Annotated in this window: 12 protein-coding genes; 2 read left to right on the plus strand and 10 right to left on the minus strand. The window is 48.3% G+C overall.

The features are described 5' to 3' along the window. Nucleotides 1-87 precede the first annotated feature (87 nt). Nucleotides 88-954 carry a UTP--glucose-1-phosphate uridylyltransferase GalU gene (gene galU, locus GO755_RS17650; protein ID WP_157586514.1) on the plus strand — a complete coding sequence of 289 codons (867 nt, stop codon included), beginning with the start codon at nt 88-90 and terminating at the stop codon, nt 952-954. A gap of 435 nt (nt 955-1,389) precedes the next feature. Here galU and trxA read toward each other — a convergent pair whose 3' ends face one another. The 3 genes from trxA to GO755_RS41840 all read right to left on the minus strand — a co-directional run bounded on the left by trxA (nt 1,390) and on the right by GO755_RS41840 (nt 2,612). Then, the gene (trxA, locus tag GO755_RS17655; protein WP_157586515.1) at nt 1,390-1,719 is read right to left on the minus strand and encodes a thioredoxin TrxA; all 330 of its coding nucleotides are present in this window, start codon (nt 1,717-1,719) and stop codon (nt 1,390-1,392) included. Between the two features lie 137 nt (nt 1,720-1,856). After that, on the minus strand, nt 1,857-2,357 hold the full coding sequence (locus GO755_RS17660) for a peptidylprolyl isomerase (RefSeq protein ID WP_157586516.1): 501 nt from the start codon (nt 2,355-2,357) through the stop codon (nt 1,857-1,859). A 129-nt stretch (nt 2,358-2,486) separates the two neighbouring features. After that, on the minus strand, nt 2,487-2,612 hold the full coding sequence (locus tag GO755_RS41840; protein ID WP_262887009.1) for a hypothetical protein: 126 nt from the start codon (nt 2,610-2,612) through the stop codon (nt 2,487-2,489). Between the two features lie 219 nt (nt 2,613-2,831). On the opposite strand from GO755_RS41840, the gene GO755_RS17665 reads away from it, so the two are divergent. Then, nucleotides 2,832-4,355 carry a sulfatase family protein gene (locus tag GO755_RS17665; RefSeq protein WP_157586517.1) on the plus strand — a complete coding sequence of 508 codons (1,524 nt, stop codon included), beginning with the start codon at nt 2,832-2,834 and terminating at the stop codon, nt 4,353-4,355. Nucleotides 4,356-4,461: 106 nt separating this feature from the next. Here GO755_RS17665 and aspS read toward each other — a convergent pair whose 3' ends face one another. From aspS to GO755_RS17700, 7 genes are all read right to left on the minus strand, one after another. Next, complete coding sequence (gene aspS / locus GO755_RS17670) at nt 4,462-6,231, minus strand: aspartate--tRNA ligase (RefSeq protein ID WP_157586518.1); 1,770 nt, start codon at nt 6,229-6,231, stop codon at nt 4,462-4,464. 130 nt (nt 6,232-6,361) lie between these two features. After that, on the minus strand, nt 6,362-7,831 hold the full coding sequence (locus GO755_RS17675; RefSeq protein WP_157586519.1) for an amidohydrolase: 1,470 nt from the start codon (nt 7,829-7,831) through the stop codon (nt 6,362-6,364). Nucleotides 7,832-8,036: 205 nt separating this feature from the next. Next, on the minus strand, nt 8,037-8,579 hold the full coding sequence (locus GO755_RS17680) for a DUF4136 domain-containing protein (RefSeq protein ID WP_157586520.1): 543 nt from the start codon (nt 8,577-8,579) through the stop codon (nt 8,037-8,039). Between the two features lie 124 nt (nt 8,580-8,703). Further along, a complete protein-coding gene (locus GO755_RS17685) occupies nt 8,704-9,795 on the minus strand; it encodes a hypothetical protein (protein WP_157586521.1) in 1,092 nt (363 codons plus the stop codon). 111 nt (nt 9,796-9,906) lie between these two features. Beyond that, on the minus strand, nt 9,907-10,497 hold the full coding sequence (locus tag GO755_RS17690) for a hypothetical protein (RefSeq protein WP_157586522.1): 591 nt from the start codon (nt 10,495-10,497) through the stop codon (nt 9,907-9,909). Further along, entirely contained in the window at nt 10,497-11,357 is an 861-nt protein-coding gene (locus GO755_RS17695) for a class I SAM-dependent methyltransferase (protein ID WP_157586523.1), read from the minus strand. The genes GO755_RS17690 and GO755_RS17695 overlap by 1 nt, the downstream gene beginning before the upstream one ends. Nucleotides 11,358-11,432: 75 nt before the next feature. Beyond that, entirely contained in the window at nt 11,433-13,190 is a 1,758-nt protein-coding gene (locus GO755_RS17700; RefSeq protein ID WP_157586524.1) for an FAD-binding protein, read from the minus strand. Between the last annotated feature and the right edge of the window lie 48 nt (nt 13,191-13,238).

A 13,238-nucleotide genomic window follows, 5' to 3' on the forward strand; every position in this document is an offset into this window, starting at 1 on the left:
AATAGTGAAGTAGGTGGAGTGAGTGAAGTAAGTGAGTTGATAATAACTTCACCCACTCCACTCACTCCACCTACTTCACCTCCTATCATGATCAAAAAAGCCGTTATCCCCGCTGCCGGATTTGGAACCCGGTTTCTGCCTGCCACCAAGGCGCAACCTAAAGAAATGTTGCCCATTATTGACCGCCCCACCATTCAGTATGTGGTGCAGGAGGCCGTTGATTCGGGTATCGAAGATATTCTGATTATTACGGGTAAAGGTAAACGGGCGATTGAAGATCACTTCGATCGGAATCACGAACTCGAGACCCGGCTTGAGGAAAAGGAAGATCAGTTTTTGCTGGATGAGATGCGTCGACTCTCTGATATGGCCAACCTGCACTACGTTCGTCAGCGCGAACTGAACGGGCTGGGCGATGCCATTCGGTATGCACGCCACCATGTTGGCAATGAGCCATTTGCTGTGCTGCTTGGCGATACCATTATGGATTCGGTCATTCCCGTAACTCAGCAGTTGATTGACACCTATGCTCAGTATGGCGGTTCGATCATTGCGGTTGAAGAAGTACCTCACGATAAAGTAAATCGCTATGGTATTGTGGGTGGAAAGGCATTAAGCGACCGGATTATGGAATTGAATACGTTGGTCGAGAAGCCCAATGTCCAAGATGCACCGTCGAACTTAGCCATTGCGGGTCGGTATATTCTAACTCCCGAAATCTTCGCGATGCTGGAACAAACTCCGGCAGGTAAGAACAACGAGATTCAATTAACCGATGCGATGTTGCTGTTGCTGAAACGGGAAAACCTCTATGCACACCGTATTGAAGGGAAGCGCCATGACATTGGAAACAAGCTCGATTTTCTGAAAACAACCGTTGAATTTGCCCTCAAACGCCCCGAATTCGCTGATAAGTTTCGGGCATTTCTGGAAGAGATTCTCCGAAAAGAATAAACGACTGAAATGAAGAAGGCTCCGTTACGATGGAGCCTTCTTTGTTTTGTAGCTGCTTATTGCGCTCGGAGTGTTACAACTGCCGTATCATCTTCTCCATTTGTATAACCATTGCCTGTTATGGTCTGCCCCACTATGGTCAAACCGGTCGGGAACGACCCTGATAAAGTTGATCATCAAAAACATGGGTACCCCTTTCCGCTAAGTTAGGTGCTGCATTGGCTGAATTTCGAGTGTTTGGCTTGATATTCGCAATGATGTCTTCTTGATTACAAGCTGCGACAAAATCAGCCGAATCAAAGTCGGGGTCGGCATTTAGAAATAGCCCCGCTCCGGCCTTTAGGGAAAGTTTAAACAGGTTTAATGTCTCCAGCCATTCGTGAAAAGAGCCACGATAGGATAGGAAAGAACGCCGTGATATCCGGCTATTACGTGTCAAATATTGACATCTATAAACGCCATCAGTTGCGATTTTGAAAACGCCCCTGTTTTGGTAGCCTCAACTCGCCCGTTCATAAAAATCATTACTGTAGGAATGCCCTTTACGCCCCATCTGGGTGGGGTATCCTCGTTGTGGTCGATATTGAGCTTTGCTATTTTCAAGCGCCCATTATATGTTTCGGCTACCTCATCAAACATAGGTGCCATCATTTTACAAGGGCCGCTCCATTCTGCCCAATAGTATACCAAAACCGGATACTCGGCACGAAGCACATCGTTGTCAAAAGACGCATCCGATACATGATGTGTCAGTTCTGAAGCCATATAGTTGTTGCCCACTCATAACGCTTCGTTTGGCGGTGTTGGCGTCCTACTAGTTTCCCAAAACGGAGAGGTGTTCAGATTAGGCCCCTTTTACTTTGTCTAGCCCATTGGCTTTCATAAATTCCAACAGAGCAAGCTTAGATAATTTCGATCTTTTCGATTAAAACATCCGAGATGGGCACATCCTGATGCATACCTTTGGCACCTGTTCTTACGCATTTGATCGCGTCTACAACGTCATAGCCATCCACAACGTTGCCAAATACTGCATAACCGTAGCCTTGAGGAGTTTCCGCTGTAAAGTTCATAAACTTGTTATTGCTCACATTAATAAAAAACTGGGCAGTGGCCGAATGCGGGTCCGGAGTGCGGGCCATCGCTATTGTATATTTTTGGTTGGTAAGACCATTACCTGCCTCGTTTTTGATCGGCGCATCGAGATCTTCTTTTTGCTTCATACCGGGTTCAAATCCACCGCCTTGAATCATAAAGTCATTGATTACCCGATGGAAGATAGTTCCGTTATAATGGCCTTTTCTGACATAATTTTCAAAATTGGCAACCGTGATCGGTGCCTTCTCTGGAAATAGCTCAAGCGTGATGAGGCCGTGATTGGTGTGTATGTTTACTTTTGACATGATTGAATAAATGGTTTGCGTGTTAAAAGAATCGGTAAGTAGCCTCTGTGTTCGCAGTTGTTCAGTAGGTAGTAAGTTGACTAATGTTTAAACTAGTTTCATGATAGGACAAAGGTGCAGCCTGAGCCATTAGGCTGCGTTTCTATCCGTCCCAAATTCGTTTCCATTGGTTGCATTGGATGAAAAAATAGCTTCCCATTCGTTGTATACGATCAGCTCTACTACACCGAGATCGTCTGTTCCTAAATCCTCCATAAAAAGAGGACTCAAGGGTTATTTCATCCTTGCGGATTCCGGGTTGATCGGAAATAATTGCTATTACTCTGTTATCGATATTTACCATGGAAGCTGTTTAAACTTTATGGAAAATCCCTAAAGTCATGTGAATTTTGAGGTGCGAACTTTCCATAAAGTTTAAACAGTTGCATAATTAGAGGTGATAAAACAATACTATTTCCAAAGCTGCCTATTGTTATGAATTATACGCTCAGCGGTCTGTCTACTAGCTTCCTGATCGGCTTTTACGCGCTTTTTCAACCGGAGGCTACTGAGATAAGCACAAGACAACAGCCTGATCTGCCAGTACAGCAACTGCTTGATAAGCGCCCCAATATTGTGTTGATCGTTTCCGACGATCATGGCCGTGAAGCTGTCGGCTGTTACGGAGATAAGAACACGCCATCACCAACTGTCCGAACGCCCCATATCGACCAGCTGGCCTCAGATGGAACCCGGTTCTCGAATGCATTCTGCACCACAGCCAGTTGCAGTCCCAGTCGGTCGGTGTTGCTGACGGGCCTGCATAATCATGCTAATGGCATGTATGGGCTGGAGCATCAGGTACATCATTTCAGCTCGTTCGATACCGTGCGATCGCTCCCCGTTTTACTGGAACAGGCAGGTTATCGAACCGCACGAATCGGAAAACTGCATGTAGCGCCCGAGCAAGTGTACCATTTCCAAAAAGTACTGGGAGCGGGTGGCGTGAATGATCCAGCTTCGATTGGGCGAAGCCCGGTGGAGATGGCGCGGAAATGCTACTCGTTTCTGGAGGAGAAATCAGATAAACCTTTTTTTCTGTATTTCGCGACCGATGATCCACACCGCAGCAATAGTGTAGCCCCTGATGGCACACCTATTTTCGATGGATCGAAACCAAATCTGTTTGGGAATAAACCCGGTGGGTATCCGCAGGTGGGCGATCATTTCTATCAACCCCGTGAAGTTAGGGTGCCGCCTTACATGTCCGATACTAAAGCCAGTCGAGCCGAACTGGCGCAGTATTATGAGGCTATCAGTCGGCTTGATCAGGGCATTGGTCGGTTGGTCGAGTATCTGAAAGAGACAGATCAGTATGACAACACGCTGATTATTTATCTGTCGGATAATGGTGCTCCGTTTCCGGGTTCGAAAACGAATCTGTACGAACCGGGTATGCGCTTGCCTTTGCTAGTGAAATTACCGAAACCTAACAAGCCCGGTTTCGTGCAGGATGCATTGGTTTCGTGGGTCGATATAACGCCCACACTTCTGGAATTTGCTGGAATTGAAACTAGTAAAGTACGGAAGCAGGGCCGTTCGTTTAAAGCTATTATTGAACAGGAAGGTGTTACGGGCTGGGATGAAGTCTATGCGTCACACTCACTCCATGAAGTAACGATGTACTATCCCATGCGCGTAGTCCGCGAACGACGTTATAAGTTGATTTTCAATATTGCCCACGCGTTGCCGTACCCGATGGCGCTTGACCTGTACAATTCATTTACCTGGCAGGACATTCTTCGAACGAAGCAGAAAGTTTACGGAAAACGAACCGTGGAGGCTTATCTGCATCGCCCACGCTTTGAGTTATATGACCTCGAAACTGACCCCGATGAGGTGCATAATCTGGCTAGTAATCCACGTTATCGGGAAACGCTGACGCGGATGCAAACCAAACTAAAGCGATTCCAGAAACAAACTCACGACCCTTGGGTAAGCAAATGGGAATTTGAATAAAAGAGGCTTAAACAAACGGAGAAACGGAGATTTCACGGAGATCATGGGATATATAAAACCTCTATGACCTCCGTGAAATCTCCGTTTCTCCGTGTTTAAATCTCCTTTACTTTGCTACTGTCGCGATTTTTAGTTCGTTCAATTGCGCCTGGCTGATTACGGATGGCGAATCGATCATGACATCGCGGCCCGAGTTGTTTTTCGGGAAGGCGATGAAATCACGGATGGAGTCGGCACCACCGAAGAGTGAACACAAGCGGTCAAAACCGAAAGCGATACCACCATGTGGAGGTGCGCCATATTCAAAAGCGTCCATCAGGAACCCAAACTGTGCTTTTGCTTCTTCGTCTGAGAAACCCAGAATACTGAACATCCGAGCCTGCAAATCGCGGTTGAAAATCCGAATCGAACCGCCACCTACTTCAGTTCCATTGATAACCAGGTCATAGGCATTAGCACGTACCGAACCTAAATCCGTGTCGAGCAGGGGAATATCTTCGGGCTTGGGCGACGTAAAGGGGTGGTGCATGGCAAACCAGCGTTGCTCTTCTTCACCATATTCAAGCAACGGAAAGTCGAGCACCCACAACGTACTGAACACGTTTGGATCGCGCAGACCAAGCCGAGTACCCATTTCCAGACGTAATTCATTCAATTGCTTACGCGCTTTGGCACATTCGCCCGAAATGATCAGCATCAAATCTCCGGGTTTGGCATTGAATCGAACCGCCCAGGCTTTCAAATCCGCTTCCGAATAGAACTTGTCGACCGATGATTTCAATGTTCCGTCCTCATTATACCGAACGTAAATCAGACCTTTTGCCCCAACTTGTGGGCGTTTGATCCAATCCGTCAGCTCATCCAATTGCTTACGGGTATAATGCGCGCAACCTGGCGCGTTGATACCGACAACCAACTCCGCCGAATCGAACACGCCGAAGCCTTTTCCCGATGTCATATCGACCGTATCGAATGGGGCTTTGAGCTCAACAAACTTCATATCGAAGCGTGTGTCTGGCTTGTCGGAACCGTAGAACTTCATAGCATCAGCATATGTCATGCGTGGCACGGTAGCCATGTCGATACCTTTTACTGCCTTAAACAGATGCCGCACGAGCCCCTCGAACATATTCAGGATGTCTTCCTGCTCCACAAACGACATTTCGCAGTCGATCTGGGTAAATTCAGGCTGACGGTCGGCACGAAGATCTTCATCGCGGAAACACTTCACAATCTGGTAGTACCGGTCAAATCCTGACACCATTAACAACTGCTTGAATGTCTGTGGTGACTGCGGTAGGGCGTAAAATTCACCCGGATTCATGCGGCTTGGCACGACAAAGTCACGTGCTCCTTCGGGCGTTGATTTGATCAGAACGGGTGTTTCTACTTCAATGAAATTCTGACCGTCCATGTATAACCGCGTTTGCTGGGCCATACGATGGCGCAGTTCGAGGCTCTTCCGAACCGGATTCCGGCGAAGGTCGAGGTAACGGTATTTCATACGGAGGTCATCGCCCCCATCGGTGGTATCCTCGATCAGGAAGGGCGGTAATTTGGCCGGATTCAATACTTCCAACGATGTCACTTTCAACTCAATCTCGCCGGTTGGGATGTTCGGATTTTTGGATTTCCGTTCAATGACCGTCCCGGTAGCTTTCAGGACAAATTCTCGACCCAGGGAGCGGGCAATGGTAAACAATTCGGGCGCAGTCTGACCATCTTCGAGCAGAAGCTGCGTAATACCATAGCGGTCGCGGAGGTCAATCCACAACACACCACCTTTATCGCGGATGGTCTGAACCCAGCCAGACAGTGTTGCAGTTTGATTATCGTTAGAAAGGCGGAGTTCCCCGCAAGTGTGCGTTCGGAGCATTTTTAAAAAGCGAAAGAGTGAAAGAGTGAAAGAGCGAAAGTCGATGGCGGAATCCGCTCTTTCGCTCTTTCACTCTTTCACTCTTTAAATTCTGTCGCAAAGGTACGGACTCCGACCGCAAAGGGCAAGGTTATTTCCGGTAATCCAAAGCGGGTTTCCGGTCGCCGAGCAGGGCTTCATATTTGAAGTCGGGGCCGAGTTTTTGCTTCCACTCGGCAGTCGCTTTCTCGATGAGCGTAGGCGTTTTGAACAAATCCAGCGCCGTCATGGCGAGTGTTTTAGCCGCCACGATCATACCTTTCTGCCCAATAGTCATGCCACTGGCGGCTGTTGATTGCCAACTGTGGGCCGATGAACCCGGTACCCAGGTTGCCGTAGACAGGCCAACGGTGGGTACGGCCCAGCTTACGTCACCTACGTCGGTAGAGCCACCGCTGGTTGCACTTTCGGAGGCATCACGGAAATCTTTCACTTTGGCGGCATTTTCGATGGGCACTTTCTGATCCCCAAAGGTCTCGCTGATTTTTTTAGCGAATTCTGTTTCTTCGGGCGTATAATTCACACCGCCAACCGTTTGCAGATTCTGGTGCATGACTTCGGCCAGAGTTACGTTGGGTAGTAGGTCATACACACCGCCCAGCACTTCCCAGGTTACCTGTGTTCCTGTTCCCTTGGCAGCGCCTTCAGCGGCATTTTCGATCCGTTTCCAGACGCTTTGCACCACTGCACGGTCTTTGTTCCGAACATAATAATATACTTCGGCATTGGCTGGAACCACGTTGGGGGCTTCGCCACCCTTGGTGATCACGTAGTGAATCCGGGTATCCGACGGGATGTGCTCGCGCATCATGTTGACCATGTAATCCATAGCTTCGACACCATCCAGCGCCGACCGACCGCGCTCAGGCGAGGCCGCTGCGTGGGCAGCAATCCCCTTGAAGCGGAACTTTGCATTTTTGTTGGCCAGCGACGTACCGGCATCCGCGGCATTCTGAGCACCGGGGTGCCAATGCAATACTACGTCGACATCCTTAAACAAGCCTTCACGCACCATATACACCTTGGCCGATCCGCCTTCCTCGGCTGGACAACCATAAATTTTGATCGTTCCGGCGTGGCCCGATTTTTTGAGCCAGTCTTTCACCTGTACCGCAGCCGCCATCGACGCCGTTCCGAACAGATTGTGTCCGCAACCGTGACCGCCTTTCTGACCCGCAATGGGCGTAAATTCGGGTTTGGCTTCGGTTGCCAGACCGGGTAGCGCGTCATATTCACCCAAAATACCGATGACGGGTTTACCTGATCCATACGTAGCGACAAAAGCTGTCGGAATACCCGCCACGCCGGTTTGTACATCGAATCCTTCTTTCTTTAGCTGCTCTTCCAGCAGTGCCGAACTCTTCTCTTCCTGATAGCCGAGTTCGGCGAAATTCCAGATTTGCTTCGAGATTCCGGCGTATTCCTGAAATCGGCTATCCAGATTAGTAATAATGGTTTTCTTGTCTGGGTCGACTGTAGGAGTTACGGCTTTTTTTGCTTTTGGTTGGGCAACCGCGAGCATAGGAGCGAGTAAGATAATTGCGAGGAATTGTTTTTTCATGGGGTTGTATTCGGGGAATTGGGTTGTAAGCCAATAAAAATAAGGCAAAAAGAGGAGTTCGCCAATCCCGTCGCAGCAATGTTATATTTACTCAATTAATAATACTCTGAGCCTAATTATCGATAGGTATAATAAGGTTCTATAAAACAGCAAAACGGCGCGTCACTCTTTCGAATGGCGCGCCGTTACTGTTCACTAAGGCACACTAAAACTTATCCGCCCGGTAGGGGTATTTGTTGAAGATTAGGTTAACAGCTTCGCGAATCTTGCCTTCCTGATGATCCATTTTATTGGTTGACGTCAGACCTGACGCCAACCCCTGCCAGATAGCCTGATCGGTTTTGGTATCAACAAGGTTGACCAGAATCGTACCTGCTTTTACCGTAATATCTTTTTCTTTTCCAAGACTCTGTACTTCGTTGAGACTGGCATAATTGTCGCCATCTGTATAGCCTTTGATGGTCGTTGGTTTGTCAAATACACGGAAATTGACAATCAGATCGGGCGACTGCCTATTTAACGTATAACCGCGACCGTCTAAAGCATACCCAACTGCATCCCGCACCTGCTTTTTCAAGGCCAGCGTGTTTCCTGTCTCTTGTTTGCTAGTCGGTTGAGAAGCCCATGCGTAGCTTTTAAAATGACTGAAGTCAACATTGGGCCTAAGTTCGCTATCTACTGTAACTGTTTGTGCCTGAGTCAGGCTGGTCGCCAGCGCGAACGCAGCGACAAAAAATAACCGTTTCATATACGTTGAATTAAATTGATTCAGGGTTTTATTCCTGTTTTTATCAATAACTAACGCATACCGGGTCGGTTAATTAAAAGACAGTTAAACCTGTCACATTGAGCGGGTTTGATTGATCGTGTTGTTAATAATCATACACATGCTCGATCTTCACGTTCTGTTCCTGCGCATACCGGATGGTTTTGTCCAGCGAACCCACTGTCGTTACTAGCGCCACCCGCTTCAGGCCAGGTTTGGTGACGATAGGTTGAGTGAATACTAGTTGCAAGTTCTGGGAAACAGGTTGCCAGGTTTCTGGGGCGAGCACGGTTAGTAAAATGGCCGAGTTATTCCCGGCAATCTCACGGAAGGTTACCCCCTGTTTTACCAACGCTGATACGGCAGGATGAAATGCTTCATACCGGGGTAGAAGTAATAGGGCCGATCCGTCGGGATAGGTTTTGATAGGCGTTAGGGTGTCGGGTACAGCGGGGAGTCGATTAATAACAACGGCAGTAGTTAGCAAGGCTTCGTCATAGGAGGCTTTGGTGCCGATTTTGATGAGATATCCATAGCCCGATTTTACCAGTAATTCCGTCAGTAGCATATACTTACGTTCGAATTTTCGGATGAAGTGCGGCCCGAAAAACGACGTTCCTTTGAGCAATTGGGGAATTCGGGCTTTGAAGTCGAATTCGTACCAGGGCAGTACGCGAATAAAGTCTACATAATCCTGCGAAAATTGGGCGTTAAACTTGTCTTCATCTGTAACTACAGCTCCGTTGGTCGGATTGGTGAGTCGGCCTACAACCGTCTCATAGAGGGCTTTGAGCGCATATTCGACCGTAGTGCTTACGCCAATTACCCAAATCATAATATGGTAGCCGGTGTTGAAGGCAAAGCTTCCTTTAATCTGGTCATAGACAACGCCATAGCTCTGCCAAAGCTGCTTAACATGGCTCATATAGGGGAAGGTGGTCGTGGTACGCTCGTGGGCGTAGTCGGCTATCTCGGCGGGGCTATGTACCAGAAACCATTCAGGATAGGTTAGAAAGGTCTGGTCGGCGGGCCGGATGTGTTCGGTGGGTGTGACTGGATGCGGGTTGCTAACTAACCAATCTTTCGGTACCACGCAGCCTTTTCCGGCTGGCGTTGTCAGGGCTTGCCGCCCTTTCCGGAAGAACAGAAAACTGGCCAGTAAGACCATGATAACAGTTAAAATCGGAAGCCTAAGCATAAACAAAGAGTAGCTATTTAGTACACCTTTGTCATTCCGACGATAGGAGGAATCTCACGCTTGACTAATAAGAAACTTGAGATTCCTCCTATCGTCGGAATGACAAAATTATCAGTGATTCCAGGCCAAGCCTGCCGTTCTAAATTCGATTTGTCGCTGACCCTGTCCTGCAAAATCTACATTGACAATCATGTTGCGGGCAGCTTTCATCTTATCGATCAGTGTTTGTTCGGAATCAAAAAATATAATATTCGCGCTGCCGTTTTCAGCGGCTGAAAATGAATAGGAGATCGCTGGTTTCCCATCGAAACGAACGCCAGCCCTGCCGCCCTGAAAACTCCGGTTAAACTGTCCTTTTGATACGTGTATGTAAACATGCGTACCACTTTCCCGCTTCCGAATGGTTAGTGTTGCTGTAGAACCACCGGCATAAGGAAAACTGAACTCAAGTAAGTTAGGCGAGGTAATCGACGCTTTGTAAACAGAGTGCCCTTCTTTATCGGTCGTCTTCTCATATCGCCACGTACCAGAACCTGCAGGCGAGTCACTTTTAGTCGTTGATTGCTCAGATACAGCTACAGGCGGTTGAAGCGTGTCGGTTGTGGCAGTAGCCTTTCCCGAATCGGTGCTGGCCGACTGGTTTTCCTTTTCTGAGCAACTAAGAAGGGTGAGCAGGCTAATGAAGTAAAATAGGGTTTTCATCAACTTTTTGTGAACAGCACCATCGTATTATCGGAAGGATCATTGGCCTGAAGCAGTCGCTTTCCAGCATCGGTAAAACCAACCTTACTGACAATCTTGCTCCAGTCCTCAATCGGTTTGAAATCCTTGTAATCTTCCTTGTCCACTTCCCAGGTTATATTTAACCCTAAGTTGAAAACGGTGTGTACCAGCGATACGAACGTGGCCATATCAGGAGTTTTTACATCATGATCGCGCAGAATGAACCAGCCGCCTGGCCGAAGAATGCGTCGGATAGAGGTGATAAAACCAGTAAGTTTTTCGGGTCGGGTGTGGTGCAAGCCAATGAGGCAAGTCACCAAGTCAACGCTCTCATCAGGTATGTCGCTGGGGCTGATGGGGTCAAAATTATGCGATTCAACAAAGATGCCTAGCTTCGTCAACTGGCCACGCTCCATAATATCGGCGGGGCTGAACGTTGGTGCTACATCATTGATCAGGTAAATAGGACCACTGATCGGCAAGTGTTTCCGTAAATCGCTGATGTATCGCCCCGGTGAGCCAATTTCTGCATAGCCATTCACCTGTGCGCCTTTGGGTAATAGCTCCAGCATCTGTCGGGTCATTTCTTTTTTCTGAACTTTGAGCGCAGGCAAAGCATAGGTCAATTCCGACAGAAATGGCTTGATGCTGGGCAGGCGATTCTGTATGGTTTTGTAAATTGTTTCGTCCGACGTTTGAGTTTTCGTTACCTCCCCAATCAGGTGATGAAACTTATCTTCGGGGTAGAGGTGAAAAACGACCTGCAGGAAGCGATAAAACGCATCGCGGGGTTTGGTCTGATCAAAGACAGTATGAAATTCGGAGGTTTGCGTTGCCATTGGTTTGTTGTTTTTCTTTCGACAGGATTGACAGGATGAACAGGATTTATTAGTAAGTAAGCTTTGAAATCCTGTTCATCCTGTCAATCCTGTCGAAAGAAACGGTTGATAATACGTATCCCAAAACACATTATGAAACCGGAAATCCGGGTCCAGGTTTTTCTTTAGTGCAAATAGCTTCCTCGCATTTGGATAGGCCTGATGAAACTGCTCCGACGTAGCATGCGCCTGATACGGCAGGTAATAGGCTCCACCAACGGAAAGAGCCGCGTCGATTAACTCACGCGTCCAGATGGCCACCGTGTTTTTTGCCACGTCGTTCGTTCGCTGTTTGTAATAGACCACAAAGGCAAAGACTTCTTCGCGTGCCCAGGCCAGATACGAACCCGAATCGGGGAGGGCATGCCGAACCGAAACGTTGATAACATTGACCTGATAGCGGTTAAAAATCTCGCTCATCTTCGCCGAAAACGTATCGAAGTGTCGAACAGGTACGAAGTATTCCTGCAACACGTACGTACGCTTTGTACGGGAGCGCGGTTCGAGTTCAGCCACGTCGTAGCCCGCTTCGTAATTGCGCCAGTGAATGGGTTTGGCGAGGTAAAGTAGCGGATCGACGATATGCTCACGACGCCATTTGCCAGCCGCTGTTTCGGTGAATGCCCACATAAAATACCGTTCCAGTGGATACGATTCACGAAGCGGCATCAGCCGGGTTTTAACAGTTGGTTTCTCCGTTGTTTTTACCCAGGTAACGGCCCGCATGTTCGTGTAGGTGGGCGGATACATATCGCCGTTGTGGAAAACGGCTTCGGGATTGTCGCGGATGGTATCGGCAAAATAAGTACGGTAATCAGACCGGGGGAGGTTGTGATACTCCCGACGAACGGCGAGATTATCCTCAAGATCCAACTCGGCGGATACAATAATGCCAAGGCCATTATAGCCACCAATGGTGCCAAAAAAGACATCCGAATTTTCGGTGCGACTAGCCTGAACCAATGACCCATCGGCCAGCACAAGCTCAATGGAACGAACGGATAGAATTAACGGCCCATGCCCCATATAGCGCCCATGACAGTTTACACTTAGCGACCCGCCGACCGTAAAATTGGCATAGGTCTGCATAATCTTGACACTCAGGTCGTGGGCATCCACAAATCGCTGAATGTCGCACCACCGAATCCCCGCCTGAACAGTAATTCGTCGGTCTTCTTTCGAGAACTGGATAACCTGATTCAGGCCCCGCATGTCGATGTGCAGACTCCCGGAACTGGCTGTTTGCCCACCCATACTAAATCGTCCACCGCCTACCGAAACGGGGCCAGTCGTGTTACGAAGCCGTTCCTGTAACTCGTCCACTGATTTTGGGCGGAATACATCTGCTACCACAACTGGGTTCAACTGCGTTACATCGTTTATGATCCGCTCTGGGGCACTGTGCGGAACAGGTTGTCCGTTGTCGTTCTTGAAATAATCGGCAGCTTCGTTGGGTACGGTGCCAAATAGGTTCTGGTGTTTATCGCCCCGCCGAAAACCCAGTTGATAAATCAACCAGAGCGGCCCCAGGACCGGAATTAGTATTGCTAGCAACCAATAACCCGAATGGTTGGTATCGTGCAGTCGTTTGTTGGCCGTAGCTACTAACGATCCTATCAAAAGTGGGTACAGAATATACGTTGATCCTTCGCTAACGAAGTCATATAAGATGGTATGAAGCACATAAAACGTACTCCAGATAAATGCCGAGACCAACCAGTACGTTGAACGATGGATACGCCCTCGGGTTGTGAAAAGAAGATAGCTAAGGGGAAGTTTATCTTTTAAACGCATAGGTCGAACAAAGATAACGGAGCATTGGGCATCTGGCTGATTAACAAG

The organism is Spirosoma arboris (genome assembly GCF_009754945.1).
GTDB lineage: Bacteria > Bacteroidota > Bacteroidia > Cytophagales > Spirosomataceae > Spirosoma > Spirosoma arboris.